Origin of the sequence: Mycolicibacterium arabiense (assembly GCF_010731815.2) — a bacterium.
In the GTDB taxonomy this organism is placed as follows: Bacteria; Actinomycetota; Actinomycetes; order Mycobacteriales; family Mycobacteriaceae; genus Mycobacterium; species Mycobacterium arabiense.
In genome coordinates this window covers 910,757-931,858 of the sequence record NZ_AP022593.1, presented here as the reverse complement: position 1 = coordinate 931,858, position 21,102 = coordinate 910,757, and the positions used below count along the sequence as shown (strand labels likewise).

Sequence of the window (21,102 nt, the reverse complement as noted above, 5' to 3'; positions counted from 1 at the left end):
GCATGTCGGTTCCGCAGACTCGGGAGCAGCCCGACCATCTGCTCGAGTTCGTCGATCAGGCGTTGTTCCTTGGCCTGCGGGCCACGGGGCAGGCCGCCGCCATGCAGATGGTGTGGGTGTACGACCATCCGGTGGACTGGGACGAACTCCGGCGATTCCACCGGGACTTCGGGTACGGCATGGCGGGCAGGCTGATCGAGCCCTCGCCGCTGCCGTTCGGTCGGCACCGGTGGGTCGCCGCACTCGGTCCTGCGGCACCGCTCGAGGTGGTCGCCGAACCGCGGCCGCGCTCGGAACTCAGCGACTGGCTCGACGAGCACTCGCAGCGGCCCATCGATCCGGAACACGGACCGGCCTGGCACATGGGCGTACTGCCCATGACCGACGGGTCGACTGCGGTGAGCCTGGTCGGATCGCACTGCATCGGTGACGGTGGCGCCGCATTGCTCGCGGTCTTCGAGGCGGTGGCGGGCACCCGTCGCGACCTCGGGTATCCGCCACCCCGATCGCGGGCGAGGCGCGCGGCGATCCTCGAGGATCTACGCCAAACCGCACGGGACGCACCGCAACTGGGGCGGACGCTGGTCGCCGCCGCCAAGTTCCTCAACGGCAGGCGCAAGGAGTCCGCGGGCGCGTCCAAGCAGAAGCCCGCGCAGCGCCACCCGGACACCCCGGTCGTGGTGCCGGTCGTGTCGGCGTTCGTTCCCCTCGAGGACTGGGATGCCCGCGCCGCCGAGCTGGGCGGCAACAGCCACTCGATGCTGGCAGGCGTGGCAGCGCGGCTGGCCATCCTGCAGGGCAGGGAACTCGCCGACGACGGCACGGTCGGATTGATCGTCCCGATCAACGACCGCACGCTCGAGGACACCCGTGCCAACGCGGTCACGCTGGCCTACGTGCGCGCCGACCCCACCTACGTCACCAAGGACCTGTCCGAGACGCGAACCGCGATCCGGCAGGCTCTTCAAGTGATGCGCGAAGAACCGGACACGACGTTCGAGTTGCTGCCGCTGACCCCGTTCATCCCGAAGGTTGCCGTACGCCAATCGGCCGACCTCGCATTCGGTTTCACCGCACAACCCGTGTCGTGCTCCAATCTCGGTGACCTGCCGACCGACGTTGCCCGCCCGGACGGGACCGTCGCCGAGCGGGTGATGCTGCGCGGCATCGACCAGCACGTCACGCGCCGGGTGCTCGAGGAGCGGCAGGGGCTGCTGACGGTGGTCGGCGCGAGGATCGACGGCAAGGTGACGCTGACCATCGTCGCCTACCAGCCAGGGTCGGAGAACACCAAGGCCGCTCTGCGCGAGCGCGTCACCGCTGCGCTTGCGGAGTTCGGGCTCGGTGGGGAAGTCCTGTGAGCCGAGGTCGTCTCGCCGACAGTGACGACCGTCTGGCCTACATCGACCAGGCGACGTACCTGTCGTTCGCGGCCACCGGGCGGCAACAGCTGGCCCAGTTCGTCTGGGTGTACGAGCGCCAAGTCGACATGGACGGCCTCCGGCGCTTCCACGCCCACTTCGGCCAGGGTTTGGCGGCTCGGCTGATCGAGCACTCCGTCCTGCCCTTCGGTCGCCACCGCTGGGTGTCGGCAGCCGGGGCGCCCGCGCCGCTGGACGTCGCCGACCCGCGGCCGCCGGGCCAACTCGGCGCGTGGATCGAGGAACGGTCGCAGACCCCGGTCGATCCCGTGCACGGCCCCGGGTGGCATCTGGGCGTGCTGCCGATGAGCGACGGCACGTCCGCGGTGACCCTGGTGTTGTCGCACTGCCTACTCGACGGCGGCGGCTCACTGCTGGCCATGGCAGAGGCCGTCGATGGCGGGCGGCGCGACTTCGGCTACGACATGCCCGCGGCCCGGCCCCGGCGCAAAAGGTTCACGTCCGACGTTCGGCAGGTCGTCCGCGATCTCCCTGACTTCGGTCGCACGGTCGTGCACGCCGCCAAGTTCGCCTACGGCAAGCGTGGCGAGATCTCCTCCTCCTCCGGCGCATCCCGGCCGCCGGCTGCCCACGTGCCCGACGGCGACGTCGTGTTGCCCGCGGTGTCCGCGATCGTCGATGCACGGGACTGGGACGCTCGCGCCGAAGCGCTTGGTGGTACGACGTATTCGTTGCTCGCGGGATTCGGGGCGTTGCTGGGCAAGCGGCTCGGGCGCGTCCGCGACGACGGCACGGTGACCACCCTGATTGCGATCAGCGACCGGGCCGGCGACGACGATCTGCGCGGCAACGCCATGAAGATCGCGACGGCGACGATCGACCCGTCCGACGTGACCACCGACCTCGCCGGGACCAGATCCGCTGTGCGAGAGGCCTTCGCGGTGGTGCGCGACGTCCCCGATGACACCCACCTGCTGCTGCCCATCACGCCCTACGTACCGAAGCGGGCGGTCCGGCGCACCGCCGACGTGCTGTTCGGTGATCTCCCCGTGTCCTGTTCCAACCTCGGCGAGGTACCGGCGGAGATGCTGCGGATCGACGGCAGCGCTGCCGATTACGTCCTGTTCCGGCCGATGGACCAGAACGTCTCGCGTGCCACGATCGAGCGCACCGGAGGCCAGCTGGTCCTGGCGGCAGGCCGCACGTCGACCTTCATCTCGATCGGTGTCGTGGGCTACGAGGTGGGCGCCGACAACACGCGAGAATGGCTGGGGGACCGGGTGACCGAGACGCTCGCCACGCTGGAACTCAAGGCGACGATCATCTAGTCGCGCCCCCGGTCTGCCGCCTCCTCGAGGAGGTCTGCCGTGGTCGACGCGGATCGCGCGGGTGAGGTCATCCGGGTGGCTGCCTCGCGGGCGCGCTCCTGGCATGCGGGGCTCATCGCCGTCCGCAGCGCCTTCGTCAACGAGCGGGCATCGGTACTCGAGAAGCGCCGGGCCACGCCGACTCCCAGACGATTCACCTTCCCCGCCCAGACCGGCTGATCGGCGGACACCCAGAGCACCACCGTCGGCACGCCGGAGCGGACGCTCGCGGCGACGGTGCCTGCGCCACCGTGGTGTACGACGGCCCGGCAACCCGGGAAGACCTTCGAGTGATTGACCGCGCCGACCAGTTTGACGTCGTCGCTGCGTGGCAGGTCGGCGACGTCCCAGACGCCGCTGCTGATCAGCGCACGTTCGCCGAGATCGGCACAGACGGCGGTGATCATGGCGACGGCGTCCGCGGGTGACTCGACCGGCATGCTGCCGAAACCGAAGTAGATCGGCGGAGTGCCCGTGGCAATCCAGGCCAGGACGTCATCGTCGTCGGCAGCCGGCAGTTCGAGTGACAGCGACCCGACCAGGGGACGAACGCCCCGCCACTCCTCGGCGAGTCCGGGGAAGAACACCTCGTCGTAGGCCTGGATCTCCAACGCGCCGCCCTCGACGATGCGGCGGATGGCGCGCGTCTTCGCCGGCGGCAGCCCGAGCGCCTCGCGCTGGTCGTTCTCCGCCTTGCTCAGGACCTTCCAGTGCGCCCATTCCGCCGTCGACCAGCCGGCGTGCAGCACCGGCCGGGGCAGCGGCACGGGGAGTACCTGGCCGTTCTCGCGGCAGGGGAAGTAGTGCAGCGCCGCGAGCGGGATGTGCAGCGCCTCGGCCACATTGGCCGCGACCTCCTGATACGTGGTGCCGGTGAGGATCAGGTCGGCGTCCTTCGCGTTTGCCACCAGGGTGTCGTTCATCTCCGACCAGCCCTCGGTGACGTACTCGCGACTGCGCCGCAACACCGTCATCGGGTTCTGAAACTTCCACCAGTCCTTGAAGATGTCGGCTTCCAGCTGCTTCTGCGAGTCGACTCCGTACGTTGCCGCAGGCCCGAGGCCGACCGATTCGACGAACGCGGTCAGGTTGGGGGGTACGGCCATGCGCACGCAGTGCCCCCGGCGCTGGAGTTCGAGTGCTGCCGCCGCGCATGGCTCGACGTCGCCGCGAGTGCCGTGCACGGCGATCACGAACGTCTTCTGCGTCACCACGCAACCAATCCCGGGCTGACCACGCATTTCGCCGATTGGTATGAAAGAGCGCAGTTTTGGAACGACTTTCCCGATTTCGCTCGAAGCACACACGATTACAGCACGTCCCGACAATGCACGTTGCTGAGAGACGCCTGAGGCGACACGTCAACCGAGGACTGACGGTAGCTGGTCGGTGTAACCTCACATGGTGTTCAGCCGCGCCGATGCCCGTGGCGCCTCTGTACATGGGGCGTTCGAATCGCTTGGGCGATTCGTGGTTCGGCGACCCATCGCGATCCTCGTCTTCTGGGTGTCGCTGGCAGTCGTGCTCTTCCTGACCATCAGCCCCCTGCTCGTGGTCTCGCAGAAGAATCCGCCCGCCCTCCTGCCGGAGGGTTCGCCGATGCTCGCGTCGACCGCGTTGATGAAGGAGGCCTTCAAGGGGGCCGACGGCGGCAACGTCGCGGTGGTCGTGCTGTCGAAGGACGACGAGCTCACCCCGGCGGACGAGGAGGTGTACCGGCGACTCGTCGAGGCACTGGCCGGCGACACGACGAACGTGAAGTCCACGCAGAACTTCGTGACGATCCCCGAACTCCGCCAGGCGATGACCAGCGAGGACAAGAAGGCCTGGACCCTGCCGATCAGCTTGGCTGGAACGATGGGTTCCGGGTCGGGCCAGAAGGCGTACCGCGCTGCCCTGAAGATCGTCCAGGAGACGACGGCAGGCTCGTCGTTGCAAGTCAACGTCGTGGGCGGAGCGGCGACGTTCGACGACCTGAACGAGATCGGCGCCCGCGATCAGCTGATCATCGAAGTCTCCACGGTCGTCACGATTCTGACGATCCTGATCATCGTCTATCGCAACCTGGTCGCGATGTTGATGCCGCTGATCACCATCGGCATCTCGATGGCCGTCGCCCAGCAGGTGGTCGCCGGGCTGGGTGAGTTGGGCTTGCCACTGGGCCCGCAGACGATGATCTTGATGACCGGCATGATGATGGGTGCCGGGGTCGACTACGCCGTGTTCCTGTTCAGCCGATATCAGGAATGTCTGCGCAACGGGATGGGCTCGGACGAAGCCGTCGTCAGATCGATCGCGACGATCGGCGAGGTGATCACCGGCTCCGCGGCGACGGTTGCCCTGACCTTCATGGGTCTGTCGTTCGCGACCCTCGGCGTCTTCCTCACCGTGGGTCCATCGCTGGCGGTCACCATCCTGATCGGCGTGCTGGGTTCGCTGACGGTCCTGCCTGCCCTCATGGTGCTCGCCGGGCGGCGCGGCTGGGTGAAGGTCAAGAAGGACCTCACGGGGCGTTTCTGGCGCAAGTCCGCCGTGCACATCGTGCGACGGCCGAGGATCCACCTGGTGGCGAGCCTGGCGGTGCTGCTGGCGCTGGCTGCCTGTACCGCCTTCGTGCAGTACAACTACGACGACCGCAAGAACATCCCCGCCGACGCGGCGAGCAACAAGGGCTACGACGCCCTGACCAAGCACTTCCCGGTCAGCACCACGATGCAGCAGTTCATCATGGTCCACGACCCGAACGTCGACCTGCGATCGCCGAAGTCGTTGGCGGACCTGGAGCAGATGGCGCAGCGCGTCGCCCAGGTGCCTGGCATCGACATCGTGCGCGGTATCACCCGCCCCACCGGGGAGATGCTGAACGAGGCGAAGTCCACCTATCAGGCCGGCGAGGTCGGCTCCAAGCTGGCCGACGCGTCCGGGCTGATCGAGGACAACAACAACAACCTGAACCTGCTGAGCAACGGCGCCCGGCAACTCGCCGACGTGCACAACCAGTTCCGCGACCAGGTGCTGGGCTCCTTCGCGTCGATCCGCGAAGTGGTCGGCGGGCTGATCGCCATCAAGGAGGCCATGGGTGACGACGTCACCTTCGCCGAACTCGAGCAGCAGGCGAGTCTGCTGGCGAACATGCAGTCGGTGGGCGACTCGCTGGGCGACAGCCTCGAGCAGGTCACCGACGCCTACCGGTCGTCGAAGTCGATGCTCGTCGCCCTCAACAACAACGTGGCCTGCAACATCGATCCCGCCTGCGTGGCGGCTCGGGCGGAACTGCAACGCAGGGTGGACGGCTACAACGAGGCCGATGTCGCCTACCTGGAGGCGCTGAGCAGGGGCCTGAGGGAGACGAAGGGCACCGACCGCGTCGACGACGTCATCCGCGACGTCGGCTCGAACCTTGAACGGGCGCTGGGGGGTCTGCAGCAGCTGGGGATCGAGGACGAGGACGACCTCGACCGCAGGCTGGGCGAGCTGCGCACCAGTGTGAACAAACTCGCCGACTCGAGTAATCAGCTCGCCGACGGCGTCAAGCTGTTGGTCGATCAGACGCGCAACATGGGTGGTGGCCTCGATCAGGCCTCGAGCTTCCTGCTGGCCATGAAGCGCGACGCGAGCGACCCGGCCATGTCCGGCTTCTACATTCCGCCGCAGATCCTCACCCAGAAGGAGTTCCAGAAGGCGGCGGAACTCTTCGTCTCCGAGGACGGGCACACCGTCCGCTATCTGGTCCAGACGGGGTTGAACCCGTTCGGCGTCGAGGCCATGGACCAGGTCGACGAGATCGTCGACGCTGCCAACAGTGCGCGGCCGAACACGAGCCTGCAGAACGCCGACATCAGGATGGTCGGGTTCTCGGCCTTCAACAACGAAATGCGCAACCACTACAACGCGGATCTGCGCTACATCATCATCATGACGCTGGTCGTCGTCTTCCTGATCCTGGCGCTCATCCTGCGGGCAGTGGTGGCGCCGGTCTACCTGATGCTCTCTGTGGTGCTGTCCTACGTGTCCGCGATGGGCATCGGCGTGTTGTTCTTCCAGGTGATCCTGGATCAGGACATCTATTGGAGCGTCGGAGGTATGGCGTTCCTGGTGCTGGTGGCGGTGGGTGCCGACTACAACCTGCTGCTCATCTCACGCATCCGCGACGAGGCGAAACTCGGTGTGCCGTCCGCGGTGATCAAGACCGTGGGCGCCACCGGCGGTGTCATCACGTCGGCCGGGCTCATCTTCGCCGCGTCGATGCTGGCGCTGACGGTGAGCAGCCTGGCGACCGTGGTGCAGCTCGGCTTCATCATCGGCGTCGGTTTGCTGCTGGACACCTTCATCGTGCGGACGATCACGGTGCCGGCCCTGGCCGTGATGGTGGGCGACGCGAACTGGTGGCCGTCGAAGACCCCGCGCCAATTACTCGCGCTGGCACGCGCCAAGCGCGCCGCGGACGCCGACGGCGTCGACCAGGAGTGGTTCGACGAGCACGGTGACGCCGACACGGGGCCGATCCGGAGCGGCCGTGTTCCCGATGACGACGGCGACGACGACGTCGTGGACACCGACGACGGCTACGCGACCGCTGTGCATACGGCGAGTTCGGTACGGCTGGCGTGGGGCGATCGGGACGACAACCCCTAGCGGCCGAGAAGGCACGCGCTGCGGCTCAGTTCGACGAACCGGACTCGTTTCCGCTGCGGTCGCACAGGACGGCCGCGATCGTGTCGGTCGCGGTCTGCCACGTGCCGTGTTCCCGGGCCCAGCCGCGGATGGCCGTCCGATCGACCGACGGTGTCTCGTCGCGTGCCCGCCGCAAGGCCTCCGTCAAGCCGTCCGTGCTGAGGTCGGCGGGGAACAGTCGGTGGTCACCGGCGAGGTCGGCCAGGTGGTTCACCGGCGGACCCACGATCGGGCAGCCCATGCTGAGGCTGAGCAGCGCGCTGCCCGAGGTGAAGAAGGCGCGGTGGGTGATCGCGGCGACGTCGGCGGCCGCGAAGTACGTCGGTACCTGCGCATCGGGAATCTTGCGCGCTCGCAGGATGATTCGCGGATCGTCGGCTGCCGACTTCACGCTCGGGTGCACCGGGCCCAGTGGCGACCCCGCGATGACCAGGCGATCGTCTTCTCCCGCGCACCGGCGGAACGCGGCGACGAGCGTGTCGAGGCCCTTGTACGGCCGGATGCGCCCGAATGCCAGTGCCACGAATCCCCGTTCCGGCAGACCCAGGGCCTCGCGGGCTGTCTGCTGCGGCGGCGGCGCGGGATAGGCGTCCACGTAGCTGGGGTGATGGACGACGGTGCTGGGGCCGGTGTATCCGAATTCCCTCGTCAGTTCGGCGCGGGCGCCCTCGAAGTGGACGAAGACGTGGTCGGCCATCCCGAGTAGGTCGCGTCTGGCCCGGTGACCGAGGTCGGGATGGGGATCGTCGTGCGGCAGCAGATTGTGGGCGGTCCATGCGATTCGGACGCCGCGACGCTTGAGGTGGCGCAACTGGGCGTGCACCGTCCTCGCGCCGAGTTCGTACCTCCATCGCGCAGCGTGGGTGTGGGTCTCGCCCGGCCAGTGCACGTGGAGCCAGTCACCCTCGCGCAGCCGCATGGTCGCGGCGAGCAGCATGGGTGCCGAACCGGAGCGCAATCCCTCTCGGTTGAGTCCATCCACGAGGCTTGGCAGATAGGGGTTGTCGAACCACCGCGGCCACGCCAGGACGCGAACGTCGGGCCGTGCCCGCGTGATCTTCGCCGACGTCAATTCGTAGTTCCGCTCGTGTCGAACTGGTAGCCAGTTCGCTCAAACACAGCTTCTCCCACCGGGTATCGACTCAGCACCGCGGTCCTACGCCGTGCCAACGGTAGCAGCAGGTGGCGTGTCGAGCGCGGTGCCGTATCCGATGTTCACCGGCGTGACGAGAGGTAGACGGGTACGTCTAGTTGCCCCCGTCGATTGGTTGCGTATTCAGGTGGTCGTCTGGCGTCCGCGGTGCGTGGCTCAGCAAGCACGGACGTGGTTCGGGGGAGTTGCTGAGCAACGGTGCGCGTGCCCTGGTGCGCATCACGCGACATGACGCTGACGCCGTGCCGTGTGATGTACTGACACCCGATGTGCGTGGTCCGAACTTACTGGTAGAGCGTGGAGTTGAGCTGAATGAGAATGAGCGTGATTGGAACGGGCTACCTGGGTGCCGTTCACGCCGTCTGCATGGCGCACCTCGGGCACGACGTGGTCGCCTACGACACCGATGCCTCGAAGATCGACATGCTGTCGGCCGGTTCCTCGCCGTTCTACGAGCCGGGTTTCGACGAGCTGCTCGGCACCGTGCTGGCCACGGGTCGGCTGCGGTTCACCAAATCGCCCGTAGAGGCGGTCTCTGGCGCAACGGTGCACTTCGTGTGCGTCGGAACGCCGCAGTTGCCAGGCTCTGACGCGGCCGACGTCCAGTACGTCGACGGAGCATTCAGGATGGTCGCCGAGAACGCCGATTGCGACGGCCTGATCGTCGGAAAGTCGACGGTTCCGGTCGGCACGGCGCAGCGCCTCGCGGCCGAACTGGCGACGTCGCCGCTGGGTCTCGAATTGGCGTGGAATCCGGAGTTCCTCCGTGAGGGCAAGGCCATCGAGGACACGTTGCGGCCGGACCGGCTCGTGTTCGGCGTCACGTCCGAACATGCCGAGAAGACGCTGCAGGAGGTCTACGGGCCGATCATCGACGCCGGAACGCCGCACCTGACGTCGGACCTCGCGACGTCGGAGTTGGTGAAGGTTGCTGCCAACGCGTTCCTGGCGACCAAGATCTCGTTCATCAACGCCATGGCCGAGGTATGCGACCTCGTCGACGCGGACGTCGTCACGCTCAGTCGCGCACTGGGTTACGACGACCGCATCGGCGCACGATTCCTCAACGCGGGCTTGGGTTTCGGTGGCGGGTGCCTGCCGAAGGACATCCGCGCCTTCAGTGCAAGGGCCGGCGAGCTGGGCGCGTCGCACGCGCTGAGGTTCTTGCACGAGGTCGACAAGATCAACATCCGTCAGCGCGAGAAGGCCGTCGAGGTGGCCCGTGCAGCGGTCGGGGGAGAGTTCCTCGGCAAGAGCATCGCAGTGCTGGGCGCCGCGTTCAAGCCCAACAGCGACGACGTCCGCGATTCGCCTGCGCTGAACGTGGCCGCAGCCATGCACCTCAAGGGCGCCGACGTTCGGGTGCACGACCCGAAGGCCATCGAGAATGCCAGGGCACGGTTCCCGACGCTCGGTTACTTCGACAGCGCCGAAGCGGCCTGCCGGAACGCCGATCTCATCGTGTTGGCGACCGAGTGGGAGGAATACTGCACCATCGATCCGGTGGCCTTCCGATCGGTCGTCAGAGAGCCACGGCTCCTCGACACCCGCAACGCGATCGACCGCCAGTACTGGTCCGACGCCGGATGGCAGATGTTCGGCCTCGGCCGTGGTGGACCGAAGGCCTGACGTAGGCCAGCGCAGCGGTGCCGCCGATCAGCAGTCGCGACGAGGAGAGTGAATCATGGTGGGGCAGACGATCGAGGTGATCATCCCGGTTCGGGACATGGCCGATCACCTACCGAAACTGCTTCGGCCCATACTCGATCAGCTGGCCGACGGTGATCGCGTGACCGTCGTGGACGACGCGTCCACCGACGACACCGCTGCCGTGGCGCGGTCCCTGGGCGCCAACGTCGTCACCGTGACGAACAGTCGCGGGCCGTACTACGCCCGCCAACTCGCCGCCAGCGAGTCCCGCGCCGACATCCTCCTCTTCACCGATGGGCGGTGCCGACCGTTGCCGGGGCTGCTCGACGCGCATCGCGAACTCCAGCGGCAGCCGGGAGTCGCGCTGTCCTGCACCAACGTTCGCACCGTCACCGGAGCGACCATCGCAGCACGCATGGCCGCCGCGATGCAGCCGTTCATGCTGCCCCGCGGGGGTGGGGCGATGAAGGCCACCATCGGGATGGTGCCGCCCAAGCCCGACTACTACCCGACGGCGAACCTCGGCATCGACCGGATCGCGTTCGCGAAGGTCGGAGGCTTCAGGCAGATGCGTGGCGGTGGCGACCTCGACATCTGCTGGCGGATCCAGGAACAGGGGCTCGGGACGATAGGGACCGATACCCGCGTCCTGATGGAGTGGGAGCCGCGTACTGCGATGCGCGACATGGGCAGTCAGTGGAAGCGCTACGGTCACAGCAACGCATACCTGCGCTGGGTGCACCGCAACGACGACCTGAGCAGGGGCGAGCAGTCGTCGGCTCGCCTGTCGGCCGGTGAGGCCTGGACGACCGTGCGCGCCGAATTGGGCCGACCGGTGAGCGAACTGGCAGCCAATGCCCTGGTGGGCCTCGCGTTCCAGTACGGCTTCATCTCCGCATGGTTGAAGCGATCGGAGTTCGAGATGCCCGTGCCCTTCGACGTGATCCCCACGTTGGACAACGGGTAGCACCCGGCCGCTCAGCCGCCTAGCTTGCCGCCTTCGGCGGCGGTCCGATAGCCGCGCACCGTCATCGGCAGGAACAGCGCCCCGATCAGCAGTGCCCACAGCACGGTCAGCACGACGGGCAGCCAGATCTCGCCGCCCGAGGACAGCGCACGCATGGCTGCGGCCGCAGGCGCGAGCGGTTGATACTCGGCGATGGGTCGCAGCAGCGCCGGAAGCTTCTCGACGGGAACGAGAGTCGCGAAGGCCAACCCCGTACACACGGTGTTGGTCCACATCAGGATGATGCGGCCCTGCGGTCGCAACGCGAGTGTGATCACGATCGTGGCGAAGACTACGACGACGACGACGGGGATCACCAGGTAGAGCAGGAGTCCGAAGACGTTGCCGCCGAAGCGAAATCCCATTGCGTACCCGATCGCCACGACGAGTGCGGATGCGACGAACGTGCGCACCGCCTCGGCGACCAGTGCGCCGGTCAACGGAGACGTTCGATGCACCGGCATGATCCACAGCCGGGTGAGCAGACCGCTGTCCCTGTCGTAGGGCACCGCGAGCCCCGCGCCGACGGCGCCGGACATGGCGCCTGCCAGCGTGCAGACCGGGATCAGCAGGTCCAGGCCACTGTTTCCGGTGAGACGGGTCATGGACTTGCCGACCAGCACGCCGTAGATGAGCAGCAACCCGGCGGGGAACAGCAGGGCCTGCATCGGCACCACGGGATACCGGCGCCACTGAACGAACAGTCGGCCGGCGAAGATCCAACTCTCGGCCAGCAGCGAGTGCGGTCGCTCGGACGTCGACGTCATGCCGTGCGCCCCTGAATGCGAATGGCGACGGCGCCGAGTACGACCAGGAGGCCGAGGCACCAGGCCAGGCTCGTCACGACGTTGCCGGTCTCGACCTGGCCGATCGTGAACCCGCGCAGCGTCTCGATGATCTGCGAGACCGGCTGATACTGGACGAAGGGGTGCAGCCAGTTGGGAAACGCGTCGACCGGTGCGAGGCCGGTGGACAGCATCACCAGCAGCACCTGGGGGACCAACAGCAGTTGGCTGGCGACCTCCGTCCGTGCGGCCTTGTTGCCGGTTGCGTCCGCCCCGAGTGACAGCGCCAGCGTCAGCGTCAGCGCCATCAGGACGAACGCCGCGGCGTACCAGAAGCCGCTCGTCACTCGGAAGCCGAAGAAGTACGCGCCCAGCACCGACGCGGCCAGGGCCAGCACGCCGCGGATGAGGCAATACGCCATCCGGGCCATCAGCGGGGTGTATGGCGAGATGGGCAGGGTGCGCATCCGCGCACTGATACCGCTGATCTTGTCCCAGGCCGCCCGATCGGTGGTGGTGAGTGCGCCGAACAGCATGGCCTGAACCACCATCGCGGGCAGGACGTATTGCGCGTAGCTCATCTCACCGGTGGGGATGACGTCGCGCAGCAGGAACGTCAGCCCGACCAGACCAAGTATCGGCACCACGACGGCGAAGACGAGGTCCAACCGACCGCGTCGCAACGTTCGGGCCGTCAGAAGTGCGAAGGGGGTCACTTCGACGTGACCGGCGTGGTGGTGAGGTGCAGGAACACTTCGTCCAGCGACGGGCGGCGCAGCGAGATGTCGAGGAGTTCGACGCCGAGTTCGTCCATCCGCCGGGCGATCTCGGACAGCGTGGCCACGCCCTGCTGTGCGGGCACGGACACCGAACTCGTGTCTGCGTCCACCTCGACCTCGACGAAGTCGGCCAACGCGTTCGAGATCCGCGGCAGGTCCTCGGGATCGAGCGCCGTCATCTGGCAGTAACTGCTGCCGGTCTGCCGCTTGAGTTCGTCCGCGGTGCCCTTCGCGACGATCTGACCCTGGTCGAGGATGACGATGGAATCGCTGAGGATGTCGGCTTCTTCGAGGTACTGGGTGGTCAACAGGACGGTGATGTCCTGGGCCGCCATGCCGGACACCAGGTTCCAGACGTCCCGACGACTGCGCGGATCCAGCCCGGTCGTCGGCTCGTCGAGGAACAGCACCTTCGGTGGCACCACCAGCGACACCGCGATGTCGATGCGGCGTCGCATACCGCCCGAGTAGCCGCTGACCTGCCGGTCGGCGGCATGAGCCATGTCGAACTGCTGAATCAGTTCCTCGGCGCGTCCTCGCGCCGCGTCCCGGCGCAATCCACGCAGCCGACCGAACAGCACGAGGTTCTCCCGGCCGGTCAGCCGGAGGTCGAGCGCGGCGTCCTGGCCCGTGACGCCGATGTTGCGGCGCACCTCCGTTGGTTCACGGGCGACGTCGTAGCCGGCCACGATGGCCCGCCCGGACGACGGCTTCAACAGCGTCGAGAGGATGTTGACCGTGGTGGTCTTGCCGGCGCCATTGTGGCCCAGCAACGCGCAGACCGAGCCGGTGGGGACCGAGAAGCTCACGTCGCGCAGCGCGGGAACACTCTGGCCGAATGTCTTGGCGACATTGATGAGCTCGATCACGGGCTCACGAATCCAGTCGGGCGAAGCGTCCCTCGCGGTACAGCTCGGCGGAGGCCTGCCTGCGGATCTTGCCGCTGGTGGTGATCGGAATGGAGCCGCGGCCCACGAAGACCAGATCGGCGGCGTTGATCCCGTGCGCCTGCGAGATCGCGGAGATCACTTCGCTCTTCACGCTGCGCAGGCGCTCCTGAGTCTCCTCGGGGGTGGCGCGCTCCTTCATCTCGATGATCGCCACGAGTTGTTCGGTCGTGCCGTCCTCCACCGAGATGGCAGCGACCCGACCGTTGGACACCGCGCTCACGGTCGCCTCGATGTCGTCGGGGTAGTGGTTGCGGCCGCGGACGATCAACATGTCCTTGATGCGGCCCATGATGAACAACTCATCGTCGTCGATGAACCCGAGATCGCCTGTGCGCAACCACTTTTGCTCAGCCGCGGCGTCGGACGATCCTGCGATCACGCCACCGAAGGTGTGCTCGGTCTCCTCGGCCTTGTTCCAGTAACCCGCGCACACGTTGTCGCCGCGGACCCAGATCTCGCCGATCCGCCCGGCGGGCGACTCCTGCCGCGTGTCCGGGTCGACGATGCGCAAGGCGGGCGACTGCGGCACGCCGTAACTGATCAGGGACGTGCCGGTCGTGCTGCGCCTGGCCGTGCCTGCCGTGAGCTTCTCCGTGTCGAAGGTCGCGACGACGGGCGGGACGGCCGGGTCGTCGGTGGCGACGAACAGGGTGGCCTCTGCGAGGCCGAACGACGGGCGGATCACCCGACCGGGGAAGCCGAACTTGCCGAAGCGCTGCGTGAACCGCTTCACCGAAACGGGCTGCACGCGCTCCGCTCCGCAAATGATGGCCAGGACGTTGCTCATGTCGAGACCGGTCAGGTCGTCGTCCGTCGTGCGCGCCGCGGCCAGGTCCAGCGCGAAGTTCGGGGCGGCCGTCAGGGCGCGCCCCCTGGTCGCCATCTGCTGGATCCACCGCGCGGGGCGCTGCAGGAACGCGATGGGGCTCATCACGACCGAATGCCACCCGCCGAGGATCGGAGCGCAGATGCCGAGGATGAGTCCCATGTCGTGATAGAAGGGCAGCCACGACACCGACGTCGTCCCAGGTGGTGGCACCTTGCCGTACTCGATGAGCAGCGCGGCGACCTGCTGCTCGAAGTTCGCGAACAGGTTCCGCTGGGACACCATGACGCCGGCGGGGGTGCGGGTGGACCCGGAGGTGTACTGCAGGTAGGCCGTGTCGGGTGGTGTCTCGCGCCGCGACGTCGATCGACGGCGCACGCTCAGGTCGAGTGCGTCGACCTCCAGCACCACCGGGGCCGGGTTGCCGTCCTGGGACGTGGCATAGCGCGCTACCACGGCTGCGGTGTCGGACGTGGTGAGCAGAACGGTGGGTTGGGCGTCCCGCATCACGGCTGCCACCCGCTCGTCGTGCGAGTCCGCCGACGGTGGGGAGAGCGGCACGGCGATGACGTTGGCCTCGAAGGAGGCGAGGAAGCCGAGGATGTACGACATGTTCTGCGGCGCGAGGATCGCGACGCGGTCGCCGATCTGGGCGTGGGTGCGGATCTCGGCCGCCAGCGAGACGACCTGCTGCTGCAGTTGCGCCCACGTGAGCGTCTCCTCGACGCCCTCCCACTCCTGGTCGTAGTTCAGGAACGTGAATGCCGTGTCGTTCGGTTGAAGGCTGGCTCGCTCGCGAAGAATCGCGGGAATCGACGAGTCGAGCATGGATCGGGGCCCTCTCTGCGGCGGAAGCTAAAGCGTTGTGTCGAGCTTAAGGAATGAAACCACGCGCTGCGCAGCATAGCGAAAACGACTAAGTCGCAGTGTGTTAGCTGAAGCGGCTCTGCCCGGGTGGAATTCGAGCAGCCGTGTTTCTCCCGCAAACTGGCTGTTGTTCACCAGGTTTCAATACCTTTCGGCGGATTGGCCGTGCACTCGGTGGTCATCAGCGCCCGAACAGCGCATCGTCGGCCCTGGGGGCGGAATGGGTTCGGCCGGCGGCGGCTCGCGTCGGTAGCCAGCACCCGCGTCGGTTCACGACACTCGCCAGGGGCTCGTGCCCGGTGGTGGCGGGGTCCGGTCGTCGCCGACGGGGACCCAGCTACCCGCGGGCCCCGGACCGGAGCGTCAGCGGTCGGCCGTCGAGAACCACTTGGTCTTGATGCGCCAGGAATGCGCGGAGGTCAGTGCGAAGGCCGCGCCGCACATGCAGGCGAAGAACCAGACCAGCGTGCCGTTCTCGACCGGCTGCAGTGCCGGGACGAAGGACGTGACGATCCGCACGACGCAGGCCATGATCCCGCAGAACGACGCGAACAGGTAGATGTTTGCGATCTTGCGCGAACGTGGGTCCTTGCGCAGGATCAGGAGCGCCCGGGAGCCGTATCCGAGCAGGTAGATCAGCGTGCCGCAGAGCAGCACCCAGTAGGAGCCGAGCCAGAAGTCGGTGGGCACCTTGAAGAAGTCCGGGCGGTAGATCGCCGCACCGTTGCCCATCGAGAAGGCCACCAGCAGCAGTGGGATGCAGATGGTGGCGGGGAGTTCGACGTACTGCTTGAACGTCCGCTGCAGCGAATGGTCGTCCTGCAAACGGCCCAGCGCGTTGTAGACGACGGCCGATGCGGCGACGATGTAGAGGTCGTGGCCGAGGTAGTCCTCGAGATTCCACTTACCGGTCAGCGCGTGCAGCCAATGGCCGAGCGTCTCGGACGCCAGCGGCGACATCAGCAGGACTGCGCCGCCCTGAAGTGCGACGTTGAGCGTGGCGGCGACCTCCCAGCGGCACGACCACGTCACTCGCCGAATCCACAAACTCCATGCCACGCACGCAATCGTGATCGCGATGAGTACTGCAAGGGCCATGGAATTCGCCTTCGAGCGGAATTGCTGTTCAGCAAAGCCTATCGCTAAAGCGGCGGCGCGTCTTGGCGTGGCACCAACTGCGACAACTTCTGTCGCCGAACGGTGCGTTGTGAAGTAACTGGCTCGGTGACGGTGGCCACGCTGAGCGGGGCGGAGTCGAGATAGCTCCAGACCTCTTCGCGGCTCATCAGGCCAAACCGAACCTGCAGGTCGGGATAGCTGAGGTCGAAGCGATCCGCCACCCGCCGCAACTCCTCGGCGTTCGGGTAGTCCGGCTCCTTGATGCGTCGGTAATACGTGCTGCTCGACGTGCCCAGGGCGTCGTAAATCGCCTTGGCGTCGATGTCGCCATCCAGCAGGTAGTCGAGCAGTGCCTTGAGCTGCCGGCCGTTCTCATCCGTGCGGGGCATCGCTACACCATAGCTGGCCATCCCGGATTTGGGCAGCGCGAGCCAGATCTTGGAGTGGTTGCTCTTAATTGACATGGCCGTCACGGTTTTGGCAGAGGTATCCCATTTCTGGGAATGACCCTGTAACGTTCCCCACATGATGTGCGCAAACATGCAGCTGACTGATTACGACGCCGATGGCCGGCCGGTGCGCGACGATCTCGCGCGGCTTTCCGCGCCCCTGTCCGACGTCCTCACCATGGAGCTCGACGGGGCGTGCGCCGCGCTCGGGCTGACGGTGGAGGAAGTCCTGCTCGCTGCGCTCGGTCGTGCCATCGACCGGACCGTCGGCGCCGGCGTCGTAGCAGTCGACCTCACGGGGATCGGGACCTCGGTGCACCCGGTGGCCCTCTCCTGCGCAGGCCCGGTGGCCGTACCAGCAACGGACATGCTCGCGACCGTGCACCAGGCCGTCGCCGCCCTCTCGCTGCATCGCGCGCTGCACGAGTTCGCCGACCACACCGCCGTCGCCAACGTGCTGCTCGCGGTCGACGACGTCACTCCCGGTCCGGCCGGCTGGGGACACGCACTCGAGCTGCACGCCCGCCGCTGCGACGGCGTCGTCGTCCTCGAGTGGTGGTACGACGCGCGCAGCTTCGAGCCGTACACGATCGAAGAACTCGCCGAGCAGCTGCCGCTCGCGCTCATCGAACTGACCTCCGAGGCGTCGGCGCCCATCTTGATCAGCGCCGAACTCGCGATGTCCTACTAGTCGGCTCGCGACCAGTTGGGACCTGCCGTCGAGAGCGCCTAGAATCTAGGCGCACGGCGTCGATCCGGCCATCACCGGGGAGCCTTCGGAAGAACGGCGCTCTCTCGAGCGCTCAGTAGAACCGAACGGGTGGGCCCGTCATCGCCTCCACGAGCGGCGCACCTGGTGCGCAAGCGGGGTGGTACCGCGGTGTTCGCGCACGTGCGCGACGTCGTCCCCGTGCCTGAACCTTCGGCACAGGAGACGACGCACGAGTGAGCGCATACCCGAAGCCTGCGGGCGGCACGCCGGACTTTCCCGCGCTGGAACTCGACGTGCTCGAGTTCTGGGCCGCCGACGACACCTTCCGCGCCAGTATCGACCGACGCGACGGCGCCGAGGAGTACGTCTTCTACGACGGGCCGCCGTTCGCGAACGGCCTCCCGCACTACGGGCATCTGCTGACCGGCTACGTCAAGGACATCGTGCCGCGCTATCGGACGATGCGCGGATACAAGGTCGAACGCCGATTCGGCTGGGACACCCACGGCCTGCCCGCCGAACTCGAGGTGCAACGCCAACTCGGCATCACCGACAAGGCCCAGATCGACGAGATGGGCATCGAGAAATTCAACGACGCGTGCCGGGCGTCGGTGTTGAAGTACACCGGTGAGTGGCGCGATTACGTGACCCGCCAGGCCCGCTGGGTCGACTTCGACAACGACTACAAGACGCTGGACCCCGGCTTCATGGAGTCGGTGATCTGGGCGTTCAAGCAGCTCTGGGACAAGGGTCTGGCGTACGAGGGCAACCGCGTCCTGCCGTACTGCTGGAACGACGAGACTCCGCTGTCGAGCCACGAGCTGCGCATGGACGACGACGTGTACCAGAGCAGGCAGGATCCGGCGCTGACGGTCGGATTCCGGATCGACGGAAACGAGGCGGCGGACCCCGCCCTCGACGGCGCGTACCTGCTGGTCTGGACGACGACGCCGTGGACGCTGCCGTCCAACCAGGCGGTCGCGGTCAATCCCGAGGTGGTCTACGCGGTGGTCGAGGCGGACGGTCGCCGTCTGGTCATCGCTCAGGCCCGGCTCGGGGCCTACGCGCGCGAACTCGGCGAGGAGCCGAGCGTGGTCGCGACCTACACCGGGCACCAGCTGCTCGGCCTGCGCTATTTGCCCCCGTTCCCGTACTTCGTGGACTCCGAGCGGGCGGCCAACGCCTTCCAGGTACTGCCCGCCGAGTTCGTCAGCACCGAGGACGGCACCGGGCTCGTGCACATGTCGCCTGCCTATGGCGAGGACGACAAGGCCACCGCGGACGCCGCGGGCATCGTCGCGGTGACCCCGGTCGACGCCAAGGGTCGGTTCGACGCGACCGTGCCCGATTACCTCGGCCTGCAGGTGTTCGAGGCCAACCCGGACATCATCCGCGACCTCAAGAACGGAACCGGACCGGCCGCGGTGAACGCGCCGCTGCTCCTGCGCCACGAGACCTACGAGCACTCCTACCCACACTGCTGGCGGTGCCGCAATCCGCTGATCTACCGCGCCGTCTCGTCGTGGTTCGTGAAGGTGACCGCGTTCCGGGACCGCATGGTCGAGCTGAATCAGCAGATCACGTGGTATCCCGAGCACGTCAAGGACGGTCAGTTCGGCAAGTGGCTGGCCGGCGCACGGGACTGGTCGATCTCGCGAAATCGCTACTGGGGCACGCCGATCCCGGTGTGGAAGTCCGACGACCCCGCCTACCCGCGCATCGACGTCTACGGCAGTCTCGACGAGCTGGAGCGCGACTTCGGCGTACGGCCCGACAATCTGCACCGGCCCTACATCGACGAACTGACGCGACCGAACCCCGACGACCCGACCGGCAGGTCGACGATGCGTCGCATCGAGGACGTCCTCGACGTGTGGTTCGACTCGGGGTCGATGCCCTATGCCCAGGTGCACTACCCGTTCGAGAACCGGGACTGGTTCGACGGATCGGACGGTGAGGAAGCGCACTTCCCAGGCGATTTCATCGTCGAGTACATCGGTCAGACCCGCGGTTGGTTCTACACGCTGCACGTGCTGGCCACCGCACTGTTCGACCGGCCCGCGTTCCAGACGTGTGTGGCCCACGGCATCGTGCTGGGCAACGACGGCCAGAAGATGAGCAAGTCGCTGCGCAATTACCCCGACGTCAGCGAGGTGTTCGACCGCGACGGGTCCGACGCGATGCGGTGGTTTCTGATGGCGTCGCCGATCCTGCGGGGCGGCAACCTCGTCGTCACCGAGCAGGGCATCCGCGACGGAGTCCGTCAGGTGCTGCTGCCGTTCTGGAACGCCTATACGTTCCTGTCGCTGTACGCGCCGAAGAAGGGCACCTGGCGCACCGACTCGCCACACGTCCTGGACCGGTACGTGCTGGCCAAGCTCGCCGTGCTGCGCGACGACCTGACGGCCTCGCTCGACGTCTGCGACATCTCCGTCGCGTGTGACCAGCTGCGGCAGTTCACCGAGGCCCTGACCAATTGGTATGTGCGCCGGTCCCGTTCGCGGTTCTGGGAGGAGGACGCCGATGCGATCGACACCTTGCACACCGTCCTCGAGGTGACCGGCAGGCTCGCGGCGCCACTGCTGCCGCTGGTCGCCGAGGTGATCTGGCGGGGCGTCACGGGGGAACGATCCGTGCACCTGACCGACTGGCCGGAACCCGGTGTCGTGCCTGCGGACCCCGAGCTGGTGGCCGCCATGGACCAGGTCCGCGACGTCTGCTCGGCCGGATCGTCACTGCGCAAGGCCAAGAAGCTGCGGGTGCGGCTGCCGTTGCCCAAACTGACCGTGGCCGTTGAGGATCCGGAGCGGCTGTGTCCGTTCGTCGACCTCATCGCCGACGAACTGAACGTCAAGACCGTCGAGCTGACCGACGACGTCCCGGCCTACGGCCGCTTCGAACTGACGGTCAACGCACGTGCCGCGGGACCGCGGATCGGCAAGGACGTGCAGGCCGCGATCAAGGCCGTCAAGTCCGGTCAGGGCGTCGTCAACGCCGACGGCACGCTAACGGCCGGGCCGGCGACGTTGCTTCCGGAGGAGTACAGCTCGCGGCTCGTCGCGGCCGACCCCGACTTCACCGCGGCGCTGCCCGACGGTGCCGGACTGGTGGTGCTCGACGGCGAGGTCACGCCCGAACTCGAGGCCGAGGGCTGGGCCAAGGACCGCATCCGCGAACTGCAGGATCTGCGCAAGTCGTCGGGTCTCGACGTGTCCGACCGCATCCGCGTCGTCGTCGCCGTGCCCGGCGAACGCGAGGAGTGGGCGCGCACGCACGCCGACCTGATCGCCAAGGAGATCCTGGCCACCAGCTTCGACTTCGGCGACCCGGTCGACGGCACCGAGATCGGTGACGGCGTCAGGGTGTCGCTGGCGAAGGCGTGA

General features: G+C 67.2%; 15 protein-coding genes. 7 read left to right on the top strand and 8 right to left on the bottom strand.

Features of this window, described 5'->3' with window-relative positions:
- Window positions 1-2 precede the first annotated feature (2 nt).
- Both G6N61_RS06090 and G6N61_RS06085 read left to right on the top strand, forming a co-directional pair.
- A complete protein-coding gene (locus G6N61_RS06090; protein WP_163917716.1) occupies window positions 3-1,361 on the top strand; it encodes a hypothetical protein in 1,359 nt (452 codons plus the stop codon).
- Window positions 1,358-2,710: a hypothetical protein gene (locus G6N61_RS06085; RefSeq protein WP_163917715.1), complete on the top strand. Its 1,353-nt coding sequence runs from the start codon at window positions 1,358-1,360 to the stop codon at window positions 2,708-2,710. Before G6N61_RS06090 ends, G6N61_RS06085 begins: the two co-directional genes overlap by 4 nt.
- On the opposite strand, the gene G6N61_RS06080 is transcribed toward G6N61_RS06085, so the two are convergent.
- On the bottom strand, window positions 2,707-3,960 hold the full coding sequence (locus G6N61_RS06080) for a glycosyltransferase (RefSeq protein WP_235887427.1): 1,254 nt from the start codon (window positions 3,958-3,960) through the stop codon (window positions 2,707-2,709). The two genes, G6N61_RS06085 and G6N61_RS06080, sit on opposite strands and share 4 nt — an antisense overlap.
- 259 nt (window positions 3,961-4,219) lie before the next feature.
- Here G6N61_RS06080 and G6N61_RS06075 point away from each other — a divergent pair, with 259 nt between their 5' ends.
- Entirely contained in the window at window positions 4,220-7,384 is a 3,165-nt protein-coding gene (locus tag G6N61_RS06075; RefSeq protein ID WP_308215011.1) for an MMPL/RND family transporter, read from the top strand.
- Between the two features lie 25 nt (window positions 7,385-7,409).
- Here G6N61_RS06075 and G6N61_RS06070 read toward each other — a convergent pair whose 3' ends face one another.
- On the bottom strand, window positions 7,410-8,495 hold the full coding sequence (locus tag G6N61_RS06070; RefSeq protein WP_163917712.1) for a glycosyltransferase: 1,086 nt from the start codon (window positions 8,493-8,495) through the stop codon (window positions 7,410-7,412).
- Between the two features lie 393 nt (window positions 8,496-8,888).
- On the opposite strand from G6N61_RS06070, the gene G6N61_RS06065 reads away from it, so the two are divergent.
- Together G6N61_RS06065 and G6N61_RS06060 are read left to right on the top strand one after the other, a co-directional pair.
- Complete coding sequence (locus tag G6N61_RS06065; RefSeq protein ID WP_163917711.1) at window positions 8,889-10,205, top strand: UDP-glucose dehydrogenase family protein; 1,317 nt, start codon at window positions 8,889-8,891, stop codon at window positions 10,203-10,205.
- Between the two features lie 55 nt (window positions 10,206-10,260).
- Window positions 10,261-11,193 carry a glycosyltransferase family 2 protein gene (locus tag G6N61_RS06060; protein WP_163917710.1) on the top strand — a complete coding sequence of 311 codons (933 nt, stop codon included), beginning with the start codon at window positions 10,261-10,263 and terminating at the stop codon, window positions 11,191-11,193.
- 11 nt (window positions 11,194-11,204) lie between these two features.
- Here the strand turns inward: G6N61_RS06060 and G6N61_RS06055 are convergent, their stop codons facing one another.
- The 6 genes from G6N61_RS06055 to G6N61_RS06030 all read right to left on the bottom strand — a co-directional run bounded on the left by G6N61_RS06055 (window position 11,205) and on the right by G6N61_RS06030 (window position 16,947).
- On the bottom strand, window positions 11,205-11,999 hold the full coding sequence (locus G6N61_RS06055; RefSeq protein WP_163917709.1) for an ABC transporter permease: 795 nt from the start codon (window positions 11,997-11,999) through the stop codon (window positions 11,205-11,207).
- Window positions 11,996-12,685: an ABC transporter permease gene (locus G6N61_RS06050; RefSeq protein WP_235887426.1), complete on the bottom strand. Its 690-nt coding sequence runs from the start codon at window positions 12,683-12,685 to the stop codon at window positions 11,996-11,998. The genes G6N61_RS06055 and G6N61_RS06050 overlap by 4 nt, the downstream gene beginning before the upstream one ends.
- Before the next feature lie 44 nt (window positions 12,686-12,729).
- Complete coding sequence (locus G6N61_RS06045) at window positions 12,730-13,665, bottom strand: efflux ABC transporter ATPase subunit, DrrA-related (RefSeq protein WP_163917707.1); 936 nt, start codon at window positions 13,663-13,665, stop codon at window positions 12,730-12,732.
- 4 nt (window positions 13,666-13,669) lie between these two features.
- On the bottom strand, window positions 13,670-15,400 hold the full coding sequence (locus G6N61_RS06040) for an AMP-binding protein (RefSeq protein ID WP_163917706.1): 1,731 nt from the start codon (window positions 15,398-15,400) through the stop codon (window positions 13,670-13,672).
- A 402-nt stretch (window positions 15,401-15,802) separates the two neighbouring features.
- On the bottom strand, window positions 15,803-16,537 hold the full coding sequence (locus tag G6N61_RS06035) for a hypothetical protein (RefSeq protein ID WP_163917705.1): 735 nt from the start codon (window positions 16,535-16,537) through the stop codon (window positions 15,803-15,805).
- 44 nt (window positions 16,538-16,581) lie between these two features.
- Window positions 16,582-16,947: an XRE family transcriptional regulator gene (locus G6N61_RS06030; protein ID WP_163924626.1), complete on the bottom strand. Its 366-nt coding sequence runs from the start codon at window positions 16,945-16,947 to the stop codon at window positions 16,582-16,584.
- 151 nt (window positions 16,948-17,098) lie between these two features.
- On the opposite strand from G6N61_RS06030, the gene G6N61_RS06025 reads away from it, so the two are divergent.
- Window positions 17,099-17,698 (top strand): hypothetical protein, encoded by a 600-nt coding sequence (locus G6N61_RS06025; RefSeq protein ID WP_163917704.1) that lies wholly within the window; start codon window positions 17,099-17,101, stop codon window positions 17,696-17,698.
- A 254-nt stretch (window positions 17,699-17,952) separates the two neighbouring features.
- Window positions 17,953-21,102: an isoleucine--tRNA ligase gene (gene ileS / locus G6N61_RS06020; RefSeq protein WP_163917703.1), complete on the top strand. Its 3,150-nt coding sequence runs from the start codon at window positions 17,953-17,955 to the stop codon at window positions 21,100-21,102.

Excerpts from the sequence above, each read along its gene's own strand:
- G6N61_RS06090 (WP_163917716.1), top strand. The coding sequence starts at position 3 with ATGTCGGTTCCGCAGACTCGGGAGCAGCCCGACCATCTGCTCGAGTTC.
- G6N61_RS06065 (WP_163917711.1), top strand. The coding sequence starts at position 8,889 with ATGAGAATGAGCGTGATTGGAACGGGCTACCTGGGTGCCGTTCACGCC.
- G6N61_RS06060 (WP_163917710.1), top strand. The coding sequence starts at position 10,261 with ATGGTGGGGCAGACGATCGAGGTGATCATCCCGGTTCGGGACATGGCC.
- G6N61_RS06055 (WP_163917709.1), bottom strand. The coding sequence starts at position 11,999 with ATGACGTCGACGTCCGAGCGACCGCACTCGCTGCTGGCCGAGAGTTGG.
- G6N61_RS06040 (WP_163917706.1), bottom strand. The coding sequence starts at position 15,400 with ATGCTCGACTCGTCGATTCCCGCGATTCTTCGCGAGCGAGCCAGCCTT.
- G6N61_RS06035 (WP_163917705.1), bottom strand. The coding sequence starts at position 16,537 with ATGGCCCTTGCAGTACTCATCGCGATCACGATTGCGTGCGTGGCATGG.
- G6N61_RS06030 (WP_163924626.1), bottom strand. The coding sequence starts at position 16,947 with ATGCCCCGCACGGATGAGAACGGCCGGCAGCTCAAGGCACTGCTCGAC.
- G6N61_RS06025 (WP_163917704.1), top strand. The coding sequence starts at position 17,099 with ATGCAGCTGACTGATTACGACGCCGATGGCCGGCCGGTGCGCGACGAT.